Origin of the sequence: Nocardia ignorata NBRC 108230 (assembly GCF_001612905.1) — a bacterium.
GTDB classification, from domain to species: domain Bacteria; phylum Actinomycetota; class Actinomycetes; order Mycobacteriales; family Mycobacteriaceae; genus Nocardia; species Nocardia ignorata.
Window position 1 is genome coordinate 67,449 of the sequence record NZ_BDBI01000028.1, and the last position, 23,164, is coordinate 90,612.

Consider the following 23,164-nt stretch of genomic DNA (forward strand, 5'->3'; position numbering starts at 1 on the left):
GTGCGCTGCACCGCCATGAGCAGTCCGTTGCTGTTGTCGGCGGTCACCCGCCTGCTCGGTTCTGTCGTGCTCGGTGCCGCGGCGGGAACGGCCGTCGGTATCGGCAGCGAACCGGCACTCGGGGTGCTGACCGGTATCGCCACTGCCGCAACGATTTTCGTCGTCGCCGGCTGGTTCGTACTCTGGCCGATGGATGCCGAGCGGACCAGATCCAACGCCCGGCGCGAGGACTTCCAGCCGCTGATCGAGGAGACGTCGGTCGTCGTCGCCGCGCTCAGCGGGCTCGTCGCCATCGTCCTCATCCTCGTGCTCGGCAGATTCGCGCAAGGCCATATCGCGGCCGCCACGGCATGACCTATCAGGTCTCCGACACCAACCTCACGAAGGCGGGGATCCGCTCCATCGTGCTCCGCCATTGTCTGCTGTCCTACGCCATCGGCACCGTCATCCTTGCGACCACGATCAACCTCGTCGCCGGCATCGTCAGCGAGCGAGCAGCCCTTGGCGATCGTCCGTCACCAGTCGCTGCGCACCGGCGTAGACGTTCATCGAATCGCCACGCAGGAATCCGACCAGGGTCAACCCGTTGTCGGCAGCGAGATCCACCGCCAGCGACGACGGCGCGGAGACCGCCGCCAATACCGGAATGCCCGCCATAAGTGCCTTCTGTGCCAGTTCGAAGGATGCCCGTCCGCTCACCATCAGAACGGTTTCGCGCAACGGCAGCAGTGCGGCTCGCACGGCGGCGCCGATCACCTTGTCGACTGCGTTGTGTCTGCCGACGTCCTCACGCAGGTACAGCATCGATCCGTCGGCGGTGAACAGTCCGGCCGCGTGCAGGCCGCCGGTGGTGTCGAACACCTTCTGGGCGTTGCGAAGCCGGTCCGGCAGGGTGGCCAGGACTTCTGGTGGGCAGCGCACGGGATCGTCTGCCACCGACCAGGTCGTGGCGGTGCGCACCGCATCGAGGCTGGCTTTGCCGCACAGTCCGCAGGAGGACGTGGTGTAGAAGTTGCGTTCCAGCGACGGGTCAGGGGCGGCGACACCGGGTGCCAGGACCACGTCCACGATGTTGTAGGTGTTGGTGCCCTCGGCGGTCGCGCCCGCGCAGTAGCGGATTCCGGCGATCTGATCCGGCGATCGAACAACCCCCTCGCTCACCAGAAAGCCTGCCGCGAGGTCGAAATCGTTCCCCGGCGTCCGCATCGTCACGGTCAACGGGCGGCCGCCCACCCGGACCTCGAGGGGTTCCTCGCTCACCAGGGTGTCGGGACGTTCGCTGCGGACGCCGTCCCTGATGCGCAGCACAGGTCGTCGCACGGTCACTCGTCCCACTGTGTTCTCCGCTTCTCTGGTCGGATCGCAGGCACTGCTCACCGACAGTCAAGGCTGCCGGGTGATTCGCGTCAAAGTCGCCTCTCCGATCGGTCGACAACCGTGACTTATCATCCGAGGCACCGGTTACGGGGTCTGCTTCCCGTCGAGGATGTCGGCGAGTACCGTCGCCTCGCTCATGTCGACGAGGCGGGACGCGGTCAACAGGGTCAGCGGACCGCTTTTCGCCACCTCACGTAGTTCGTGCCGAGGTTTCGTCATGTGCCCTCTTTCGCCGGTCGATGTAGGCGGAAGCTGCCGGTCACTGTATAGCGGGCACCCCGGCAACGGCGGTAGCAACGCATCGCAGGGAGTAGGGTCGATAGCCGTGGATTCGCGCGAGATCGATTCTTCGGTTCGGGTGCGTGGCGCCCGGGTCCACAATCTGCGCGATGTCGATGTCGACCTGCCGCGTAATGCCTTGGTCGCGTTCACCGGTGTGTCGGGCTCGGGGAAGTCCTCGCTGGCCTTCGGGACGCTCTATGCCGAATCGCAGCGCCGGTACCTGGAGTCGGTCGCACCGTATGCCCGGCGGTTGCTGAATCAGGTCGAAGCGCCCGACGTGGACGAGGTTTCGGGGATGCCGCCGACGGTGGCGCTGGCCCAGCGCCGGTCCACGCCGTCGTCCCGGTCCACCGTCGGCACGGTGAGTGCCCTGTCGAACACGCTGCGGCTGTTGATGTCGCGCGAAGGCGACTACCCGGAGGGGCCCGCGCGGACCGGGCCCGGACACTATCCGGCGGGAACCAACCGGTTGTACTCGGATGCCTTCTCGCCCAACACCGTCGAGGGCGCGTGTCCCCGCTGCCACGGACAGGGCGTGATCCACGAAGCCACCGAGGAATCGATGGTGCCCGACCCCTCCCTGAGCATCAGGGAGGGGGCGATCGCGTCGTGGCCCGGCGCCTGGCAGGGCAAGAATCTGCGCGATGTGGTCGCCGCGCTGGGTTACGACATCGACCGCCCCTGGCGCGAACTCGATGCGGCCGAGCGTGAGTGGATCCTGTTCAGCGACGAACAACCCGTCGTCACCGTGCATCCCGAGCGCGAGGCGCACCGCATCCACCGCCCCTACCAGGGCACCTTCAGCAGCGCCCGCCGATTGCTGCTCAAGGCCCATGCCGAATCAAAGAGCGACAAGACCCGGGCCAAGGCCGCGGAATTCCTGCACACCACCGTGTGCCCGCTGTGCCATGGACACCGGCTCAAGCCCGAATCGCTGGCGGTGACCTTCGCCGGTTACAACATCGCCGAACTCGGTGAACTGCCGTTGCACGAACTGGCCGAGGTGCTACGTCCCTACACCACCGGCACCGGCGCGGTGGCCGTGCTCACCCAGGACCTCACGTCCCGGCTGGACGTGCTGATCGAACTCGGCCTCGGCTACCTCGGCATCGACCGGGAAAGCCCGACACTTTCCGGTGGCGAACTGCAGCGCCTGCGGTTGGCAGGGCAGTTGCGGTCGGGGCTGTTCGGCGTCGTCTACGTGCTGGACGAACCCTCGGCCGGGTTGCACCCCGCCGACACCGCCGCGCTCACCACCGTCCTGCGCAGACTCGAAAAGTCCGGCAACAGTGTCCTTCTCGTCGAACACGACATGGATGTGGTGCGCCACGCCGACTGGGTGATCGACGTCGGTCCGGGAGCCGGCGTCAACGGGGGACGGGTGCTCTACAGCGGAGAGGTGGCCGGTCTGCGTGCGATCCCCGATTCGGTGACCCGGCGTTACCTGTTCGACGAGGTGTCGCGCGAACCGCGGGTGCCGCGCGTGCGCAGCGGCACGCTGGAGTTGCGTGGGATCGAGATCAACAACGTGCGCGGAGTCGACGTCGACCTGCCGCTCGGGGTCTTCACCGCCGTGACCGGGGTGTCGGGAGCGGGCAAAACCACTCTGCTGCGGGCGATTTCAGCGGGCGCCGAAGCCGACCCGGTGGTAAACCGGGTGGTCGAGGTGGATCAGGCGCCGATCGGGCGCACCCCGCGTTCCAACCTGGCCACCTACACCGGCCTGTTCGACACTGTCCGAGCCCTTTTCGCCGATACCCCCGCGGCGCGGGCGCGTGGTTACGGCATCGGCCGCTTCTCCTTCAACGTCGCCGAAGGACGCTGCCCGACCTGCCAGGGCGAGGGGTACATCACCGTGGAACTGCTCTTCCTGCCCAGCACCTACACCCCGTGCCCGGACTGCCACGGTGCCCGCTACAACCCCGAAACCCTCGAGATCACCTACCGGGACACGACGATCGCCGGGGTGCTCGACATGACCGTCGAACAGGCCGAACCGTTCTTCGCCGACGTGTCCGCGGTGCACCGCGCGCTCCACACGCTCCTCGATGTCGGGCTCGGCTACCTGCGGCTCGGCCAGCCCGCCACCGAACTGTCCGGTGGCGAGGCCCAACGGGTGAAGCTGGCCACCGAACTGCAACGCACCCGCCGCGCGGGCACGCTGTACCTGCTGGACGAGCCGACCACCGGGCTGCACCCCGCCGACACCGAAGTGCTGCTCGCCCAACTCGATTCGCTCGTCGACTCCGGCGCGACCGTGGTGGTCGCCGAACACGACATGATCGTGGTCGCGCAGTCCGATCACGTGATCGACATGGGCCCCGACGGCGGCGCCCGCGGCGGCCGGATCGTCGCCGAGGGCACCCCGAAACACGTCGCGGCCGCGCCGGACAGCCGAACCGCCCCCTACCTGGCGCGGGTGCTGTGACCGCTCAGCTGAGGGTCTTCTGAGCGGCGGGGTCGAAGGGCTTCAGCTCGTCGAAGCGTCCGTCGAGGACCTTGCGCGCCCACTCGGGATCCTGGAGCAACGCACGGCCCACAGCGACCATGTCGACCTCGTCGCGTTCCATCCGTTCGAGCAGATTGTCGATGCTGCCGAGTTCGGCGCCGTGCCCACGGAAGGCGTTCAGGAAGTCGCCGTCGAGGCCGACCGAGCCGACGGTGATCACCGGCTTACCGGTGAGCTTCTTGGTCCAGCCGGCCAGATTCAGGTCGGAGCCGTCGAATTCGGGGAGCCAGTAGCGGCGGGTCGAGGCGTGGAAGACATCGACACCTGCCTCGGCCAGCGGGGCGAGGATCGCCGCCAACTCCTGGGGCGTCTGTGCCAGGCGCCCGTCATAGGCATCCTGCTTCCACTGCGAATAGCGCAGGATCACCGGGAAGGTCGGCGAGACGACGGCGCGCACGGCTTGGACGACCTCGGCGACGAACACGGTCCGGGCCACCGCGTCCCCGCCGTAGGCGTCGGTGCGGCGATTCGTGCGTGACCACAGGAACTGATCGAGGAGATAGCCGTGGGCGCCGTGGAGTTCCACCCCGTCGAATCCGAGGCGTTCGGCGGCCGCGGCGGCGTCGGCGAAGGCGGCGATCACGTCGTCGAGGTCGCGCTGGGTCATGGCGTGGCCCGCGCCCTCGGTGCCGTCGACGCGAATGCCGGAGGGGCCCATGGCCGGGGCGTCGGGGTAGGGCGCATCACCGTGGTTGCGCACCATGCCGATGTGCCACAGCTGCGGGACGATGGTGCCACCAGCCGCGTGCACGTCGGCGGCGACCTTCGCCCACCCGGCCAGCTGGGCCTCGCCGTGGAAACGCGGGACGCGATCGCTCTGTCCCGCCGACTCGTGACCGACGTAGGTTCCCTCGGTGACGATCAGGCCGACGCCTGCCGCGGCCCGGCGGGCGTAGTAGGAAGCCACGTCGTCACCGGGGATACCGCCGGGGGAGAACATGCGGGTCATCGGCGCCATGGCGATCCGGTTGGGGACGGTCAGGCCGTTCAGGGTGATGGGTCGTGACAGGGCCTGCGTCGCACGGGCGGCGTCGGACACGGTGACGGTCATGAATGCTCCTAACATACTTACTTGAGAATGTCGAAGGTTGAGAACTTCAAGCAATGCCGCCACCGTAGGCGGAGATATTTGAGGTCGTCAAGTTTCTGGCGCTAGTCTTGAGCCATGTCAGAGCCTCCCCGCGACGATCCCGACCAGCTCATGGAGCTGTTGTCGGTGTCGCTCGGCGTGTATTACGGAGACTTCACCGCCGCTGCGGCCGGCGAGCAGCTCACCGCCATCCAGGCCAAGACCCTCACCGTGCTGCGCCATGGGCCCATCGCCATGCGAAGGCTGGCAGAGACCATGTACTGCGATGCCTCCAACATCACCGGCATCATCAACCGGCTCGAGAAGCGTGGGCTCGTACGCCGGGAGACCAGCGCCGCCGATCGGCGCGTCACCAACCTCGTCATCACCCCGGAGGGTGAGCAGGTCACCGACGCGATCCGCGCGAACATGCACCGCACGCGCGCGGGTCTCGAGCGGCTCGACGCGCAACAACGCCGGACGCTGTCGGCCCTGCTGTCGGAGGTCTTCCGGAAGTAGGGAGCCTCAGTCGGCGTGCGCGCCGCGGGTAGCCACCCAGGTGGCGATCTGGGCCCGGTTCGACGAGCCGAGCTTGGTGAGGATGTTGCCCACGTGCGTGTCGGCGGTGCGGGGCGCGATGACGAGGCGGGCGGCGATCTCCTTGTTCGTCAGCCCGGTGGCGACCAGGGTCGCCACCTCGTACTCGCGCGGGGTCAACGGCGCGATGTCGACGGGATGCCGAGTCGCCGGTTCACGGTGCGGGGTCAGCGCGAACTCGAAGGCCTCGTCGATCGGCATGGCCTGCCCGGCCAGGAACGCGGTTTCGAAACGGTCGCCACCCAGTGCCTGGATCGACGCGTCGCGAAAGAGCGTGTGCGGGCGCACGAGGATGACGTCGGGATCGGAACCCAGCTGCTCCCACGCGGACGCGGCGACACCGAACAGGGTGGCGGCGCGCAGGTGCTGGTTGCGTGCCGAGGCCACCCACGCCAGTGCTTCCACGTGATAGGCGTCGCCGAATCGGCTGCCCCATCGGCGCGAGATCCGCAGGGCGGTGTGTCCGGCTCGCTCGGCCGCGTCGGGATTGCCGAGCATCACTTCGATCAGCGAGATGGCGAACAGGTAGAGCCCGCGATAGTAGTAGTCACCGTGCTCCTCGCAGATCCGCACCGCCTCGCGTAGCTCCTGGAGGCGACCGGTGGGGTCGGCGGCGGCGGTCGCCAGCGCGTAGATGTTCCACGCCCCCATCGACTCACGCAGGTGTCCGTGGCTGCGCAGGGTGTGGGTGGCTTCCCAGGCGAGGGCGGCCGCCTTCTCGTTGTCCAAGTCGATCTTGGCCGCGGCGGACCGGGCGGCCTTCGCGAGGGCGATCAGGACCGGGTCGCCCGAGCGCGCCGCCTCCCGATCGGCTTGATCGAGTTCGCGATAAGCGCTGTCACGATCGGTCATCCAGATCGAATGCAGGGCGAGCACCGCCCAGCCGCGTCCCGCGTGCGGCGAATGCGGCACCGCGTGCAGCGCACGCTGCAACCAGACCTTCACCAGCTGATCCGAGCCAGCCATCCGCCAGAACTCATCGACGCAGGCCGCCATCTCGAGCGCGGTCTCGGCCTCGCCCGGCGTCTCGAGCGACCATTCGAGCGCCAATCGCAGATCGGGTTGGCAGACCTGCAACCGACGGACGTGTTCGAACTGCTTCTTGCTGAAGAACTCCCGGTCGGTCAGCAGAATGACGTCCCGGAACCAGTCCCGATGCCTGCGGGCGACGACGTCGGTCGCACCTTCCTCGGCCAGCTTCTCGGCGCCGAACTCGCGCACCGGCCGCAACAGGCGGTAGTGCGTGATGTCGTCGCCGCGCCGTTCCAGGATCGACTTGTCGACCAGCGAATCGACGATCGACACCACCGGCGCGACCGAACGCGTGTCGGCGCAGACATATTCGGCGGCTTCCAGCTCGAACCAGTCCTGGAAGATCGACAGGCGCGCCCACACCTGCTTCTCGTCGTCGCTGCACAACCGGTAGCTCCAGTCGACCGTGTTGCGCAGCGTCTGGTGCCGGTCGGGCACCCCGTGCGTCCAGGCCGTCGGCAGCGTCAGCCCGCACGACCAGCGGTCGATGACCTGTGCGGGTGACAGCGAGCGGTGCCGGGCCGCCGCCAGTTCGATGGCCAGTGGGATCCCGTCGAGCAACCGGCACAGGCGGGCGATGGCGGCGGCGTTCGACTCGGTGATCCGGAAATCGGCGCGCACCGCCCTCGCCCGGTCGACGAGCAGGGCCACCGCCGGGTATTCGGCGATCCGGGCGGGATCGTCGAGCTCCGGTGGTGGCACGGCCAGTGGTGGGAGCCGGTAGACCTGCTCGCCCGCCACGCTGAGTGTCTGCCTGCTGGTGACGAGCAGGGTCACCCCGGGGCAGGTCGCGAGCACCTGGATGACGAGGTCGGCGCAGCCGTCGAGCAGATGTTCGCAGTTGTCGAGGACCAGCAGCGGTGCGCGGCGAACCAGATGGTCGAGTACCCGTTCGGTCGCCGACTCGCCGGCTTTGATCCGCAATCTGAGTGCCGCCGCCACCGCTGTGCCGACCTCGTGATCGTGGCGCAGCCCGGACAGTTCCACGAAGTAGACGCCGTCGTCGTAGTCGGCGGCGAGCTGCCCGGCGACCTTGCGTGCCAGGCGGGTCTTGCCGAGTCCGCCCTGGCCGGTGATGGAGACCAGGCAGCCGTCGTCGAGCAGGGCGCGCACCGCGGCTACCTCGGCATCGCGGCCGAGGTAGCTGGTCGCCGCCGGGTCGAGCGTGCTTCGCACCATCCGCCGTCTCGGGTCGTACCGGACGACACGTGCTGTCGATCCGGCTCACGGGTGTGATCGGTATCGGCGATCGTACTCAGCCGTCGTCCCGGGAGCGGCACGAATTCGCTGATGTCCGCACTCAGCTCAGCGCTTGCGCCTTCGCGTTGTGCAGAACTCTCGTCCACGCGACGTCGGTGCACAGGCCGCACTCGGCACCGAGGAAACGGGCCTTCGCGACGGGGTCACCGAGCAGTCGGTACTTCAGCCAGTCGGCCATCACCTCGGCGTATCGTCCCCAGACCAGGTGCCCGGCGCCACCGAGTTCGGCGAAGACCGCGGGTACCTGGTCGGCCCTCTCGAACAGGGGCATGACGATGCCGTCGGCGTCGACGATGCGGTCGGCCTCCCCGGCCAGGAACAGCGCGGGCCCGACCATCTTTCCGGGAGCCGCCAGCGGGCCGGGTTGCAGGGCTAGCACGGTGCGCACCATCTCGTCGGCGCCCGCGTTGATCGCGCCCGCCCCGCCCTGGGAATGGCCTGCGGCCGCCACCTGATCGGTGGCCACCTTGCCGCTGTACGCGTTGCCCGGGGTGTCGTTGCGCCGCAGCAGTTCCCGCCCGCCCGCGAGCATCTCCGCACCCGAGTTCGCCATCGTGGTGTTCGCGGCGACGACGATGAAGCCCGCCGCGGCCCAGGGCTTCAGCAGTGTGTCGGCGTAGACGCCGGGCCCGGCGCCGGTGCCGTTGCCCCAGAGCACCACCGGATGGCGGGTGGTGCCGAGCTCGGCGGGACGGTACACCGTGTGGTCGACCCACTTGTCGACCGTCACGGCGCCCACCGGGTCGGCCACCTGCGACGAACCGGCCGACCCGGCCGAGGGCGGGTTCGCCACAGCGGGCGCGGCGCCCAGCAGACCGGTCACCGCGACCGCCGCCAGGGTTGTGCATCGGAAAAACATCGTTGTCCTTTCCTACGGTGCCGCGGTACTACGCGGCCGGATCGTGCAACCCCGACACCACGAGCGCGGAGCGCAGGTACCACAGATCGGCGCACCGGGTGGCGTCGTAGCCGGTGAGTTCGGCGATGCGCTTGATGCGGTAGTCGATCGAGTTGGTGTGCAGGTGCAGCATGGTTGCGGTGCGGCGCCGGTTCAGGTTGTTGGCGACGTGGCAGCGCAGCGTTTCGAGGAGTTCGGGGTGCCCGGTCAGCGGCTCGAGCACGGTCGCGAGGTGGTCGCGGGCCGGACCGGGCCGGGTGAGCTGGTATTCGAGCGCGTAATCGCTGAACCGGTGCACGCCACCCCTGCGGCCGAGCCGCCGGACGATCTCGAGCAGTTCGTGCGCGCACTCGGTCGCGTCGGCCACCTCGTCGAGGTCGGACAGCACGACCGCCACCGTCACCTGGCGACCGGCGGCGCGGGTGAGCGCGGCGGCCACGACGTCGATGTCGGCGTCGGTATGGCGCGGCACCAGTGCGGTGCCGCCGCGCGTGGACAGGGCGGCCAGGCACTCACCGTCGCAGCGACGGTCGAGTTCGGCGCGCATGCGGGTGATGGCGCGGCGGGCGCGTACCCGCTCGTCGACGCCGTCGGCGGGCCCGTCCGTCGGTTCGCCCGCGATGTTCAGTGCCAGCACCCAGTACTCGTCGGCCAGTTCGACGCCGCAGTCGCGGGCCACGGCGCGCGAGTGGGTGCCCGCGATGACCTGGTGGGCCAGTGCGTCTCTGGCGTGTTCGGAGCGGCCCGCTAGTTCCAGCGTGTACCGCACGTAGGCGCTCGCGACCGTCGTGGCGGCGTGCTCGAGCAGGTCGACCACGTCGATCTCGGCTCCGGTCAGTTCGACGGCGATGCGCGCACAGCGGTGCAGGGAGTGCAGGATCGCCTCCACCCCGATGCCGTCGCGTGCCCATTCGACGGTGGCGTGTTCGAGGCGAGCGAGCGGGACGGCCGTAGCCGACCCGGAACTCGTGGCCGCGATCAGATCGAGGCAGGCCAGCCCGATGTTGCGGATCTGCCGGGGGCGCAACATATTTCGCCCCGCGGGGCCGTCGGTGAAGGCCGTCCGTACCAGGCGGTCGATCGTCGATTCCTGTGCCGCGTGCGCCGGTGCCGATCTGCTCAGGAGGGCGGTCCCGGAGGGTGTCCGATGTGGCATTCGTCGAGCGTGCCGGGCCCAGCACGCCGGGACATCGGTAGAACTGCGTATCTCTGCGCACCGAGGTGCGTATTTTATTCGGCTCCGCCCACGAAGTCCGCGGGGTTCACCGAGAGACCTTCCGTTCGCCGGCGAGCGCCGCTTCGTGGCCGTCGACGAGGGTGCCGGGGATGACCACGACGGCGCGCACCCCGCCGTACGGTGACTCGGCCAACCGCACCGACACCGCGTGGGTGCTCGCGAGCTGGGCCACCACGAACAAGCCCATGCGCGAATCGCGCGACAACGCCGCGAACCCGAAATCCGGCGCGGCGGCCAGCAGGGAGTTGTACCGCTCGAATTCGGCCACGGTGAGACCGATCCCCTGATCGGCGACCTCGACCGCCAGGCCCTTGCCGACGACACCCGCGCTGACATCGACCATCGTCGCGGGTGGGGAGAAGGCGGTGGCGTTGTCGACGAGTTCGGCGATGAGGTGGATCAGGTCGGCCACCGCCGCGCCGTACAGCCGCGCCTCGGGTACGCCGCCGACCCGCACGCGCACATACTCTTTCGTCTCACCCACCGCGCTGCGCAGCACATCGAGCAGCGGCACCGGTGTGCTCCACCGTCGCCCGGGCCTGCTGCCGCCGAGGATCAGCAGGTTCTCGGCATTGCGTCGCGCGCGGGTCGCCAGGTGATCGAGCTGGAAGTACACCTCGAGCAGGGCCGGGTCCTGCTGCTTGCTCTCGGCCTCGTCGAGGATCTCGAGCTGACGGTGCACCACCACCTGGCTGCGATGGGCGATATTGACGAATACCGAGCGAACCCCCTCCCTGGTGCGCGCCTCCTCGACCGCCGCCCCCACCGCCACGGTCGCGGCCTGCTCGAAAGCGGTTGCCACTTCACCGATCTCGTCACTGCCGAAGTCGAGGATGGGCGCGATCTCGGCGCGCTCACCGGCTTTCGCCCGCCGGATGGCCTTGGGCAGTTCGGCGTCGGCCACCTCGAGCGTGGCATCGCGCAGCCGCCGCAACCCGCGGATGATGCGGTCGGCCAGCACCACCGCGATCAGCATGGCGACCACACTGCCCACCAGCACGACGGCCCCCGCCACCCACGCGGACCGTTCGGTGCGTTGGGCGGCCTCGATGGCACTGCCACGGGCTCGGTCGAGATGTTCGGAGTAGGTGGCGACGAGCTTCGTATTCACCTCGGCGGCGGCATCCTGCCACTGCTGCAGCGAGAGTGGCAGCTCCGGTGTCCGGGTCCACTCGTGAGACGCGAGTCGTTCGGCGAGCGCCGCCTCCATCGTCGAAATCTGTTGCCACGCATCGGAAGCCACGATTCCGGCGAGCAGCTGGTTGCGTGGCTCACCGAATTCGGCGATCAGATTGGTGATCTCGGCCTTGTAGAAGCCCACCTGGGTGGTGAACTCTTCGAGCGGGAACGCCCGCCCGTCCGAACCCCAGAGCGCGACACCGATCGCATTGCCCCGCGACATCGCCTCGGTCGCGGCGAGCAACCGCACGGCCTCGGAGATCCGCGTGGCGAACAGCGGGTCCGGCGCCACCTGCTGTGCGCGCCGGAAACCGGTGTGGAACAACGTGAACGGGCCGTTGAAGTACTGGTACACCTCGACCGGGCCGAGCACGCGCCCGTCGATACCGGCCCGCACCTTCGTGATGGTCGCCTGGAACTTCGCGTGCGCGGCCGGGATATACGGAGACGGTTCGTGCCTGCGAGCATCCGCGCGCACCAGCGCCTCGAACCCGCGGTCGACCCGCGCCCGCGCCGAGACCAGCTCCGGCACGATCTCGCCGGTGGTGAGCTTGCGCAGCGAGAGCACCCGCTCGACCTGGGCGGCGGCACCGAGTTCGGCGGCGGCGGGGCGGATCTGCTCCAGGTCGTCGATCCACTGCCGGACCTGAGCGCTGTCGCGCACCAGGTCGCCCGCGGTGAACATGCCGAGACCGAGCAGGGTGAGACTGGGAATGAGCGCGATCGCGAGAATTCTGGTGCGAACGCCAAGCCGTGCCGGAAACCCAACCGCACTGTGGTAGTTCACGAAACACCTCAGGCATTGGTTACCGTGTGCCGCCAGGCCTCGATCTCCCGGCCGATCTCGGTCACCGGCGGTTCGTCGTAGAGCCATTCGCGGGCCAGGTCGTGCCAGTTCCGGGTCGCCTCGAGCTGACCGAGCGCGGTGAGGGTGAAAAGGTCGGCGCGGCGGGAGAAGACGTGCTCGGGCGGCAGCAGCAAGTGGCGGACCTCGCGCCGCTGCGCCGCCCGCGGGTCGGTGGCGAGCACGACCGCACTGGTGGCGATCTCCGGGGTGAGGGTGATCTCCTCGTCGAGCAGATGCCACCCCGAGGCGGCCCACACGTATTCGAGCACCGACTGGGGCGTCACCGGCGAGTCGGGGGCGATGATGCCGCGCTCGGACCAGCGCCGGAACACCTCGTCGCTGTCGAAGTGGTGAGCCGCGCGGATCACCTGCCGCTCGAAATCCAGGTCGGCGCGCTCGATCGTGTTGTACAGCCCGAAGTCGACGAAACCGACCCGGCCGTCGTCGGCGAGCAGCACATTGCCCGGATGCGGGTCGGCGCAGTACTCGCCGTCGCGGAACATGCCGGTGATGTAGAAGCGGTACACCAGCTCACCGATGTGATCGCGGCGCGCGGCGGGCAGGCGGCGGATGTCGTCGAACGAGATGCCTTCGACGAATTCGGTGACCAGCACATTGTCGCCGCAGAACTCCTCGACGGCGTCGGGGACCAGGATGAACGGGTGGTCCCGGTAGCGTGCGGCGACCCGATGCTGATTGGCCGCCTCGCGCCGGTAGTCCAGTTCGGCGACGATATTGCCGGAGATCTCGGCGAGCACCTCGGTATCGGCGGCCGAGGGCAGAAACGATTTCCACAGGCCGCTGAAGAATTCGAGATTGCGCATATCGGCGTGCACCGCCCGATCCACGCCGGGATACTTCACCTTCACCGCGACCACCCGTCCGTCGCGCAGCCGGGCGCGATACACCTGGCCGATCGAGGCCGCCGCCACCGGTTCCGGGTCGAAGTCGGTGAACACCCGGCTCAGCCGCCCGAGATCCTGCTCGATCACCGCGCGCATCTGCGCGAACGGCACCTCGGGTGCGCTGTCGCGCAGCTTCGCCAGTTTCGTGCGGAACATCTCGCGGTGCTCCTCCGGGATCATGTCCAGATCCAGCACCGAGGCCATCTGCCCCAATTTCATCGCCGCGCCCTTCATCCCACCGAGCACGGTGACGATCTGCTGGGCGGCTTGCAGTGTCGAGCGTTCGGCGAGTGTGCGGCGCGCCTGTTCGGTTCGCCCGATCATCGCCAGCCGGGTACCGAGGCCGCGGGCCGCCTGTCCCGCGGCCAACCGGCCGAGCCGTGCGCTGCGTGACAGTCGTCCGGTCGGTACCTGCTTGTCTGCCATGGGGGCCTCTTTCCCGCGGTGCGCTCATGGGCATTCTCGGCCTACGTCGCCGTACTCACAGGCGAACGGGCGCGGACTTGTGCCGGATCACCGATGCCGTCGTGGCGGAGCACGAATTCTTCGCGGGTGAGGTCGTTGTCAGTCCCCGGTGCCGCGGCTCAGTTCCTGGAACCAGCCGAGATAGGCCGTCGTCGTCTCGCGCAGTGCGTCGACCGCCCAGCCGGCGGGCCGCAGTTCGGAGGGCAGCGCGGGGTCGGTGGTGAGCAGGTCGAGGCCGGCGCACACCGTCGTGAACCGAGCGGCGGGGTCGGCGGTTTCGATGGCTTCGAGCAGCTCACGGGCCCGGCGGTCGATGTCGGTCAGCGGCCACAGCCGAGCACACAGCGAGACCGGGTCGTCCACGGCACGGGTGCGCAGGGCGATCGTGGTGTCGCCGAGATCGTCGGGCAGGTCCCGCGCGAGGTTGGCCGGGCGCATCCACACACCTTCACGGAGTTCGGCGAGGCGCAGCGAGAGCAGCGTCGCGCGCAGTGCCGCGCGGTCGGCGGCGGGTCGTCCCGTCGCGGTGATGACGACCTGTTCCCAATCGCCCTGCCAGGGCAGCGTCCGGGGCGCGAGGAGGTCTACGCGCCGGGCACGCAGGTGTGGGGCGAGGGTGTAGACGCGACGCGCGCGCACGAGCTCACCGGCCGCGACCATCCGCGACACCGCGACGCGCACGGTGGCCTCCGGGTAACCCGCCGCGGTCGTGGCGGCGCAGATCTGCTGTGACGTCATCGTCGGCGAGTCGGCCGCGATGAGGATGCGGATCAGCGCCGACCGCGCCGACACCGGACGCACCATCACGCCGGAATCGGTGACCTCGGATTTCACGGGTCGAGTGTACATATTTCACTATTGCTACGGCTGTTGAATATATGTAATGTCGCCGGGCATGACGACATCTACCTCACCGCTGGCCGGACGCACGATGATCATGTCGGGCGGCAGCCGCGGCATCGGGCTGGCCATCGCGCTCGCCGCCGCACGTCAGGGCGCCAATATCGCGCTGCTGGCCAAGACCGACGTTCCCGATCCACGGCTGCCCGGCACCATCCACACGGCGGCCGCCGAGATCGAGGCCGCGGGTGGGCAGGCGCTGGCGGTGGTCGGCGACGTCCGCGACGAGGCATCGGTCACCGAGGCCGTGCGCCGGACCGTCGAACGGTTCGGTGGCATCGACTACTGCGTCAACAACGCGTCGGCCATCGCGCTCGCCCCGACCGAAGAGTTGCCCGTCAAACGGTTCGATCTCATGCAGCAGATCCAGCTGCGCGGTACCTATCTGCTCACCAGCACCTGCCTGCCGCACCTGCGCCGTAGCGACAACGCCCACATCCTGAGCCTGTCGCCTCCGCTGAACCTCGCACCCGCCTGGCTGGGCGCCCACCCCGCCTACATGGTGGCCAAGTACGGCATGTCCCTGTTGACACTCGGCTGGGCCGCCGAGTACGCCGAGCACGGCGTCGCCGCCAACTGTTTGTGGCCCGAGACGCTCATCGCCACCGCCGCGGTCCAGAACCTGCTCGGCGGCGACGAGGCGACCGCGAAGGCCCGTACCCCGCAGATCGTGGCCGACGCCGCGATCGCGATCCTCGAGAAGGACGCCCGCACGGTCACCGGCAACACCTTCCTCGACGTGGAAGTCCTGCGAGCCGAAGGCCGGACCGACTTCTCCGCCTACGGCGGCAGCGACGATCTCGAATACGACATCTTCGTCGACCCGCCCCAGGCCTGAACCAGTCGAGGCGCGGCTCCGGGTCGAATCAGGGTGTGACGATGGCGAAATCGGGGTCCGGTTCGTCGAGACAGCCGACGAGTTCGGCCAGTTTGCCCGCGTCACCGTCGACCGTGACCCGGCCCGCTTCGATCATCGCGCCGAGGTCGCCGCCGGCGAGCAAGGCCGCGCGCAGGTCGGCGGCGCTGAGCGTGAAGGTGGCGTCGGCGGGCGCGACTTCCCCGTCGACATCGAAATGGACCAGCAGACCGTTGCGTAACTGGGTGCGGTGCACGATCCCGGTATCGGTCACGCGCCAGTCGATGACGATCTGGGCCGACCATGCCCGCGGCCCGTCGATACGCAGGGAGATCGCATCGAAAGCCTGCTCGACGGTCAGCTGATCCAGGATGTCCGGTGCCGCCGCGACCGTCGGCGTGCCGACGGAGCCGTTGCGCAATTCGTAGGCGCCCATGAGGTAGAAGTTGCGCCAGGTGCCGTTCTCGGCGCCGTAGCCCAGTTGTTCGAGGGTGTCGGCCTGCAGGGCCTTGGCCTCGGCATTGTCCGGGTCGGCGAAGATCACATAGTTGAGCACCTGTGCGACCCAGCGGAAGTCGCCTTCGGCGAAGGACTTTCGCGCCTTGGCGATCACTTCCTCGGCACCGCCCATGAAGTCCACGTGCCGCACGGCGGCGTCGGCGGTGCTGTGCGGCCACAGGTTGGCCGGGTTTCCGTCGAACCAGCCCATGTAGCGCTGATAGACGGCTTTGACGTTGTGACTGACCGAACCGTAATACCCGTGGGTCGACCAGCTGTCCGTCAGCGCGGGTGGCATGGGGAAGTTCTCGGCGATCTCGGTGCCGGTGGCGCCCTTGTTGATCCAGCGCAGCGTCTGATCGTGCAGGTAGCCGTAGAGATCACGTTGGATCGACAGGTACTCGGTGAGGCGCTCGGTGCCCCAGGTCGGCCAGTGGTGCGAGGCGAACACCACATCGGTTCTCGCGGCATAGCGGTTGATCGCCTCGGTGAGGTACTTCGACCACACGTGCGGGTCGCGAACGAGTGCGCCGCGCAGGGTGAGCAGATTGTGCAGGGTGTGGGTGGAGTTCTCGGCCATACACAGTGCGCGGCGGGCGGGGAAGTAGAAGTTCATCTCCGAGGGCGCCTCGGTGCCGGGAGTCATCTGGAATTCGATGGCCACGCCGTCGACCGTGGCGGCTTGTCCGGTGTGGTCGATCGACATGGTCGGGGTGATCAGACTCGGCCGACCGGTCGAGGTGGTCGGTCCCAGTCCCGCGCCGACGGCGCCCACCGGCCCGCGCGGCAGTGCCGCGCCGTACATGTAGGCCGCGCGCCGGGCCATGGCGGTACCCGCGTAGACGTTCTCCTCGACGGCATGCTCGGTGAAGCCTGCCGGTGCGATGATCGTGCACCGGCCCGCGTCGACATCCTCCTGCGTGGTCACCCCTTTCACGCCGCCGAAGTGGTCGATATGGGAGTGCGAGTAGATCACCGCGACCACCGGGCGATCACCGCGATGTTCGCGATACAGCGCCAGCCCGGCGGCCGCGGTCTCCACCGAGATCAGCGGGTCGACGACGATCACGCCGCTCTCGCCCTCGATCATCGTCATGTTCGACAGGTCGAGTCCGCGGATCTGGTAGATCCCCTCGGTGACCTCGTACAACCCTTGCATCACAGTCAGTTTCGACTGCCGCCACAGGCTCGGATTCACCGTCGGGGGGCAGTCGTCGTCGAGGAAGGCGAAGGAATCGCAGTCCCACACCACGTCGCCGTCGGCAGTTCGGATCACCGGCGGGGTGAGCGCGGCGATGAACCCGCGGTCGGAGTCCGCGAAATCCTGGGTGTCGCCGAACGGCATCGTGCGCAGCACCTCGGCATTGCCTGCCTCGACGGCTTCGGAAGCCTTCTGCGGACTGGTCATCGAATCCCTTTCCACTGTGCTCGGTCCTGCGGCCACCCGTCCCGGGTGGCCCGCTCCTGCAGCATCACATCGGCGGCGACGGTTGCGCCTCACCCGCTCCGGGTGAAATTCCCGGGCTCACCGGCTCGGCCATTTCCCGCCGATATTGCGCGACGGCGGTTCGTCGGCATCGGGTTCGATGCCGAGTCGTTCCGCGAACAGGTGGCGCTGGGTGAGCCAGCCGAGTACCGAGAGTGCGACCCATGACAGCGTGGCCGCGATCTGCTGCCGGCCGGGTTCGGGATCGCGCAGGAACTCGAGGTCGCCCATGCGGCCGAGGCCCGACAGGATCATGCTCGCGCCGCCGATCGAGGTCAGCCACAGCAGGGCGCGGGCCCGGAACTTTTCGGCCAGGAAGGCGCCGGACACGCACACCGCGGCGGCGACGATCATGCTCAGTGCCCAGTTCTTGTCGCCTGGTTGCAGCACCGTGGCGAGTTTGGTGCCGATCATCGCGCCGGTGAGGCCGCCGATGAAGTAGGCAGCGAAGCGGAGTATCAGCGAGGTCACCACCCAGGCCGACACCGCGCCGATCAGCGCGATCAGCAGCAGCCACCAGAACGAGGCGTTGCACAGGTCGGCGATCAGCCAGCCGAGGCCGAACCCGATGGCGAGGATGCCCAGGTGCACCGAGCGGACCCCGTAGAAGCACAGCAGCGCACCGACCAGCGCGACGATGATGCCGTTCATGGGTGTTCCTTTCCGGAATCGGGTAGGTCGGCGGCGGCCTCGGCGACCGTCGGATACACCTGGATGGGCGTCGCGCCGACCACGGCGGAGCCGAGTTCGGCCCCGAACTGCGCCACCGAGCGGGCGATACGGAAGTCGATGCGCTTGCGGGCCAGTTCTTTTCGCAGGTCGAGCAGCATGTCGGCGGCGGTGACGTCCAGTGAGGGCGAGGTTTCGGCGTCGAGGACCACCAGCCGGGTCGACTCGGTGCACAGTGCCTCGATGTGTTCGCGCACGAAGTCGGCGTTGGCGAAGAACAGACCGGATTCGACGCGCACCACCAGCAGGTCGGGCCGGGTCGGCAGGTCCGCATGTCTGGCCTTGTCCACCCAGAGCGAGCCGCTCTTGCCCAGTTCGGCGACGTGCGGTTGGGAGGCGCGGTAGACCAGCAGCAGCACCGCGACACCGATCCCGATGAGCAGTCCGGGCAGCGTGTCGAAGAGCAGCACGCCGAGCAGGGCCGCCATGGCGGCGACGAAATCGGCGCGGGCGGCGTGCCCGTAGATGCCGCCGAGCAGGCCGGTCCACACCCCGTAGAGCCTGCGCAGGGCGGCGAAGTCGACGAGTTCGATCACCGCCGCGATCACCACCGCCGCGAGGGTCGCCTCCGGCAGCTTCTCGAACAGGCCGGTGAGAAACAGCAGTGTGAGGATGGTCAGCACGGCCACCACCAGGCCGCTGAGCTGTGTTTTCGCCCCGGCGCCACCGTTGACGGCGGTCTTGGACAGGCTGCCGTTGACCACCATGCCCGAACTCAGCCCCGAGCCGATATTGGCGGCGCCGAGCCCGAGCAGCTCCCGATCGGGGTCGACCTGGTAACCGGACTTGGCCGCATAGGTTTTGGCGGCGCCGAGGCCTTCGGCGAAGCCGATCAGCACCACGCCGACCGCGGGACCGAGTAGCTCGAGATAGTCGCCGAGATCGAGTCCGCCGGGCAGGCCGAGACGGGGGAGACCCGCGTCGATGTGGCCGACGATCGCGACGCCCTTGTCGTCGAGACCGAGCAGGTGCACCGCGGCGATGCCGAGCACCACGGCGAGCAGGGCGCCGGGCACCATCGGCAGCCAGCGCCGCACCGCCAGCATGAGGACCAGGCTCACGGTGCCGACAAGTGTTGTGCGCCAGTCGATCTCACCGAGACTGCGCAGGATGCCCCAGGCTTGTTCGAAGAAGTCGCCCTCGTGCTTGTGCAGCCCGATGAGCTTGGGTACCTGGCCGATGATGATCACGAGGGCCAGCCCGACGATGAAGCCCTTCATGACCGGTCCGGAGATGAAGCTCGCGATGAATCCCAGCCGGATCAGCCCGGCCAGCAGGCCGACGATGCCGGTGCAGACGGCCAGGGCCGCGGTGAGGGCGAGGTAGCGGCCGCCGTCGGCGCCGGCCGGCGGGGCGACGATCGCCGCCGACAGCGCCGCGGTCGCCGACATCGGGCCGACCACCAGGTGGCGCGAACTGCCCGCCAGCGCGTAGAGCACCAGGGCGGGTACCGCCGCGTACAGCCCGACTACCGGCGGTACCCCGGCGATGGAGGCGTAGGCCAGCGCCTCGGGCACCAGCACCGCCCACACCGTGAGCCCGGCGATCACATCGGGACGCACCCAGTCGCCGCGATAACCACGCAGGGATGTGAACGCCGGTACCGACATCGACTTCACCCCGGCAATCCGCCCAGCCCTTTACCGAGGACCACCGCACCCATGACCAGCAGGACGATGGCCATGACGGCGTGATTGTTGTCCTGCAACCACACCCGGAGCCGGTCCAGCGCCGGGCCGAGCCGCTCGGCCGCCACGAGATAGCCGAGCACCACGGTCAGCACCGTGGCCGACGCGAGCACCGTGAACACCACGATCGCGCCGATCGCGCCGCCGGTGCCCAGGCGTGCCGCCCCGATCGCGACACCCGCCGACACACACAGCAGCAGGTTCTTCGGGTTGACCCCGGACAGCAGTGCCCCGAACCCGGTCGCCTTCACCGGGGTGAGGGTGTCGATCGCGCGCATCCAGCCGGGCACCTCGGTCTGCGAGCGCGCCTGCCACTGTTTCACCGCCAACCCCACGAGCAGCACCCCGAGGACGATCTTGATCCACGCCGCCGCCGCACCGGGTTCGCTGTCGTCGGACCCGCCCAGGTTGCCGGCGAACAGCGTCACCACCCCGGTGACCATCAGAATGCCGAGTACCCACCCGGTGGCGAACCCGATCGCCGCGCCTTTTCCACGCGCCGACACAATCATGAGAATCGTCGCCACGATCGGTATCGGCGACAGCGCGACACCGACGGCGAGCGGAAGCAGATCTCCGATGACCGGACCCATAGCGCGACCGTAAACGCACAGGTGGGCGCACCGCCTCACACGAGACGGATGAGATTCGCCCACCGCACGCGCATGGCGGGGAATCAGGCCAGCGCTTTGGCTTTGAGCTGCTGGAATTCGGCCTCGGTGATGGCGCCCGAGTCCAATAGCCTTTTCGCGTCCGCGATCTGGGCGGCGGAACTGGTGCCCGCAGTTTCCCTGATGTATTGGTCGGTCGCGGCTTTGGCCTGCTGCTCGGCTTCGGCGGTGCGTTCGCCCATTCCGTCGCCGCGCACGATCAAATACACGAGCCCGGTGATCAGCGGGAAGAGGAACAGGCACAGCACCCAGATCGCCTTCACCCAGCCCGAGGTTTTCCGGTCCCGGAAGAGATCGGTGAGGATGACGAAGATCAGCAGCAGATAGGCGATGAACGCGAAACTTACGACAATGGCCCAGATGACGTCCCAGAAATCCATTGTTGATCCCTCACTTTCGTGCTGAGCGCCCACCGGTCGGTGAACACGTCGGGTGGTGCGGCGACGTCGGTGTCACCGTGGTCGCACCCGGCCCCCGACGTTGTGCACGACCACGACGTCGGGGTGCCAGGGCACGAGATCGTCGACCCGGCGCTGCAATTCGGCCAGGTCGGGCAGCTGTTGCGGACCGAGGACGGTGATGGTGGCGGTGTCGCTGTGCAGTGTCACGTCCACCACCTGGGCGCCGGGTTGCTCGCGCAGCCAGTCGCGGGCGACGTCGGAGATCTGCCCGGCCCACAGCGTCGACAGCGAATTGATCACCATCGGCACCGCCACCAGGATCAACGCCGCACCGAGCACCAGGTAGGCGCGCCCGCGCCCACCGGTCGGCGCCTCGGCGTCGCGCCCGTATCCGGCCAGCAGCAGGACCGTGGTGGTGGTGATGATCATGGCCAGCATGTTGGAGGCGAACAGCACGAACGCACCGAGTGCCAGGGCGGGCGCCCGCGAGCCGAGGCACACCCCGACCACGCCCAGCGGCGGCACCAGCGAAATCGCGATGGCGACACCGGGCAGCACGTCACCCACATCACGGCGGGTGATCGCCACCGCCGCGACGAGACCGGTGGCCAGCGCTGCGGTCAGATCCATCAGTTTGGGTGAGGTCCGCCCGACGACCTGCGCGTTGGACAGCACGTTCACCGGATTCGGTAGCAGCTGCGCGAACAGGAAACCGAGCACGACCACTACCGCGATACCGGCGACCACCAGCAGCAGGCTGCGACCCACCAGCGCGGCGCGCCCGGTCGCCACACCGAGAGCGACCCCGAGAATCGGGATCGACAGCGGGGCGACGATCATCGCGCCGATCACGGTCGCCGTGGAATCACCGACCACACCGGAGATCGCGATCACCGCCGAGAGCACGAGCATGATCCAGAACGCCGAGCGCTTCGCCGCTACCGAGCCCACCGACAGGTCGAGTTTGTCGGTCAGTTCGTCGAGGGTGCGGCGCTGATCGGTGGGAACGAGAAAGCTGAGCATCGCGATCCTTTCGCCATGTCCGGCCAAGCGTAGAAAGCGGCGGCGCCCACGAAATCACCCGTAATGGATGAATTCCGCACCGACCGCGCGGCGAATTCACCCCGAACGGGTGATTCGGAGGCAGTGTGCACGGGATTAGCGTCGTCGGATGCACACCACGGACACGGTCCGGCAGTTTCCCGGTGCGGGTGGGTGGTCCATTCCCCGCGGTCTCGTCGTGCTGTTGTCGATAGCCGCGATCATCATCTGCGTCACGGGATTGAAAGCCTTCGCCGGTGTGGTCGGTCCGACATTTCTGGCCCTGATGCTCACCATCGCCGTGCAGCCGATCCAGACCAGGGTGCAGCAGCGCGGTGGTCCGGTCTGGCTCGGCATGCTGCTCGCCTTCGGTGCGGTGTTGTTCATTCTGGTGGGATTCGGTGGGGCGCTCGCGCTTTCGGTCGCACAGTTGGCTTCGCGGCTACCGCAGTACACCGGCAGTCTCGACGATCTGCTCGATACCGTTCGTGGCTGGCTCGAGGCAGCCGGGTTGAGTCACGACCAGATCCAGAAGGCTTTGCAGGGCATCGACCTCGGCAAACTCGTCGGGTTGCTCGACAACCTGCTCGGCGGTGTGGTCGGGGTGTTCTCGAATCTGTTCTTCGTGGCCGCGCTGTTGCTGTTCATGGCAGTCGACGGGATGAGCGTCCGGCCGAGAATGGCCGTGGTCGCCGTCGAACGGCCCGCTATCGCTCAGGCGCTCGGCAGTTTCGCGGCGGGCACCCGCAAATATCTGGTCGTCTCGACAGTGTTCGGTGCGATCGTGGCGGTGATCGACGGCGGTGCGCTGTGGTTGCTCGGAGTGCCGTTACCGCTGCTGTGGGCGCTGCTGTCGTTCATCACCAACTACATCCCGAATATCGGCTTCATCATCGGCGTGATCCCACCCGCGCTGCTGGCCCTGCTCGACAGCGGACCGGTTCTGATGGTGTGGGTGATCGTGGTCTACAGCGCGATCAATTTCGTGATCCAGTCGATCATCCAGCCCAAATTCGTCGGTGACGCCGTAGGACTCGGCGTCACCATCACCTTCCTGTCCCTGGTGTTCTGGTCCTGGGTACTCGGCGGCCTCGGCGCCATCCTCGCCATCCCCCTCACCCTCCTGGTGAAAGCCCTCCTACTCGACATCGACCCCTCCACCCGCTGGGCCGACGTCCTGATCGGCGGCCCGCTCCCGACGAAGAGGAACAGCGCTGCCGACACATCCACCTGAAGG

20 protein-coding genes and 1 pseudogene are annotated in these 23,164 nt (G+C 68.3%); 6 read left to right on the top strand and 15 right to left on the bottom strand.

The window, feature by feature from the left end; all coding sequences use genetic code 11:
• Positions 1-15 precede the first annotated feature (15 nt).
• Both NI2_RS23105 and NI2_RS35610 read left to right on the top strand, forming a co-directional pair.
• Positions 16-354, top strand: coding sequence for a DUF1345 domain-containing protein (locus NI2_RS23105; protein WP_307657898.1), 339 nt, complete (start codon positions 16-18; stop codon positions 352-354).
• Positions 351-404 (top strand): annotated as a pseudogene (locus tag NI2_RS35610) (hypothetical protein); the annotation flags it as partial. The gene NI2_RS23105 and the pseudogene NI2_RS35610, both read left to right, overlap by 4 nt.
• Positions 405-483: 79 nt before the next feature.
• Here NI2_RS35610 and fdhD read toward each other — a convergent pair.
• Positions 484-1,335 (bottom strand): formate dehydrogenase accessory sulfurtransferase FdhD, encoded by an 852-nt coding sequence (gene fdhD, locus NI2_RS23110; protein ID WP_067494112.1) that lies wholly within the window; start codon positions 1,333-1,335, stop codon positions 484-486.
• Between the two features lie 126 nt (positions 1,336-1,461).
• A complete protein-coding gene (locus NI2_RS35270) occupies positions 1,462-1,596 on the bottom strand; it encodes a DUF488 family protein (RefSeq protein WP_255284033.1) in 135 nt (44 codons plus the stop codon).
• Positions 1,597-1,702: 106 nt separating this feature from the next.
• Between NI2_RS35270 and NI2_RS23115 the strand changes: the two genes are divergently transcribed.
• Positions 1,703-4,087, top strand: a complete 2,385-nt coding sequence (locus tag NI2_RS23115) for an ATP-binding cassette domain-containing protein (protein ID WP_243750106.1) — start codon at positions 1,703-1,705, stop codon at positions 4,085-4,087.
• A 4-nt stretch (positions 4,088-4,091) separates the two neighbouring features.
• Here NI2_RS23115 and NI2_RS23120 read toward each other — a convergent pair whose 3' ends face one another.
• Positions 4,092-5,219 (bottom strand): NADH:flavin oxidoreductase, encoded by a 1,128-nt coding sequence (locus tag NI2_RS23120; protein WP_067494115.1) that lies wholly within the window; start codon positions 5,217-5,219, stop codon positions 4,092-4,094.
• Positions 5,220-5,333: 114 nt separating this feature from the next.
• Here NI2_RS23120 and NI2_RS23125 point away from each other — a divergent pair, with 114 nt between their 5' ends.
• Positions 5,334-5,756, top strand: coding sequence for a MarR family winged helix-turn-helix transcriptional regulator (locus NI2_RS23125; protein ID WP_067494118.1), 423 nt, complete (start codon positions 5,334-5,336; stop codon positions 5,754-5,756).
• Positions 5,757-5,762: 6 nt separating this feature from the next.
• Here NI2_RS23125 and NI2_RS23130 read toward each other — a convergent pair whose 3' ends face one another.
• From NI2_RS23130 to NI2_RS23155, 6 genes are all read right to left on the bottom strand, one after another.
• Positions 5,763-8,045, bottom strand: a complete 2,283-nt coding sequence (locus NI2_RS23130) for an ATP-binding protein (protein ID WP_067494121.1) — start codon at positions 8,043-8,045, stop codon at positions 5,763-5,765.
• A gap of 121 nt (positions 8,046-8,166) precedes the next feature.
• A complete protein-coding gene (locus NI2_RS23135; RefSeq protein ID WP_067494124.1) occupies positions 8,167-8,985 on the bottom strand; it encodes a poly(ethylene terephthalate) hydrolase family protein in 819 nt (272 codons plus the stop codon).
• A gap of 28 nt (positions 8,986-9,013) precedes the next feature.
• Entirely contained in the window at positions 9,014-10,180 is a 1,167-nt protein-coding gene (locus NI2_RS23140) for a PucR family transcriptional regulator (RefSeq protein ID WP_067494126.1), read from the bottom strand.
• Positions 10,181-10,286: 106 nt separating this feature from the next.
• A complete protein-coding gene (locus NI2_RS23145) occupies positions 10,287-12,227 on the bottom strand; it encodes a sensor histidine kinase (protein WP_067494129.1) in 1,941 nt (646 codons plus the stop codon).
• Positions 12,228-12,235: 8 nt separating this feature from the next.
• Positions 12,236-13,618 carry an ABC1 kinase family protein gene (locus NI2_RS23150; RefSeq protein ID WP_067494137.1) on the bottom strand — a complete coding sequence of 461 codons (1,383 nt, stop codon included), beginning with the start codon at positions 13,616-13,618 and terminating at the stop codon, positions 12,236-12,238.
• 138 nt (positions 13,619-13,756) lie between these two features.
• Entirely contained in the window at positions 13,757-14,491 is a 735-nt protein-coding gene (locus NI2_RS23155; protein WP_174552228.1) for a PaaX domain-containing protein, C- domain protein, read from the bottom strand.
• Between the two features lie 61 nt (positions 14,492-14,552).
• Between NI2_RS23155 and NI2_RS23160 the strand changes: the two genes are divergently transcribed.
• Complete coding sequence (locus tag NI2_RS23160) at positions 14,553-15,395, top strand: SDR family oxidoreductase (RefSeq protein WP_067494435.1); 843 nt, start codon at positions 14,553-14,555, stop codon at positions 15,393-15,395.
• A gap of 28 nt (positions 15,396-15,423) precedes the next feature.
• Here the strand turns inward: NI2_RS23160 and NI2_RS23165 are convergent, their stop codons facing one another.
• The 6 genes from NI2_RS23165 to NI2_RS23190 form a co-directional block, all read right to left on the bottom strand.
• Entirely contained in the window at positions 15,424-17,319 is a 1,896-nt protein-coding gene (locus NI2_RS23165; protein ID WP_067494142.1) for an alkyl/aryl-sulfatase, read from the bottom strand.
• Positions 17,320-17,436: 117 nt separating this feature from the next.
• Positions 17,437-18,048, bottom strand: a complete 612-nt coding sequence (locus NI2_RS23170) for an ABC-2 transporter permease (RefSeq protein ID WP_067494145.1) — start codon at positions 18,046-18,048, stop codon at positions 17,437-17,439.
• On the bottom strand, positions 18,045-19,736 hold the full coding sequence (locus NI2_RS23175) for a SulP family inorganic anion transporter (RefSeq protein WP_067494438.1): 1,692 nt from the start codon (positions 19,734-19,736) through the stop codon (positions 18,045-18,047). Before NI2_RS23175 ends, NI2_RS23170 begins: the two co-directional genes overlap by 4 nt.
• A 5-nt stretch (positions 19,737-19,741) precedes the next feature.
• Positions 19,742-20,407 carry a GAP family protein gene (locus NI2_RS23180; protein WP_067494148.1) on the bottom strand — a complete coding sequence of 222 codons (666 nt, stop codon included), beginning with the start codon at positions 20,405-20,407 and terminating at the stop codon, positions 19,742-19,744.
• A gap of 83 nt (positions 20,408-20,490) precedes the next feature.
• On the bottom strand, positions 20,491-20,865 hold the full coding sequence (locus NI2_RS23185; protein WP_067494151.1) for an SHOCT domain-containing protein: 375 nt from the start codon (positions 20,863-20,865) through the stop codon (positions 20,491-20,493).
• A 72-nt stretch (positions 20,866-20,937) separates the two neighbouring features.
• Positions 20,938-21,909, bottom strand: a complete 972-nt coding sequence (locus NI2_RS23190) for a DUF389 domain-containing protein (protein ID WP_067494152.1) — start codon at positions 21,907-21,909, stop codon at positions 20,938-20,940.
• Between the two features lie 148 nt (positions 21,910-22,057).
• Here NI2_RS23190 and NI2_RS23195 point away from each other — a divergent pair, with 148 nt between their 5' ends.
• Positions 22,058-23,161 carry an AI-2E family transporter gene (locus NI2_RS23195; protein ID WP_067494153.1) on the top strand — a complete coding sequence of 368 codons (1,104 nt, stop codon included), beginning with the start codon at positions 22,058-22,060 and terminating at the stop codon, positions 23,159-23,161.
• Positions 23,162-23,164: the final 3 nt, after the last annotated feature.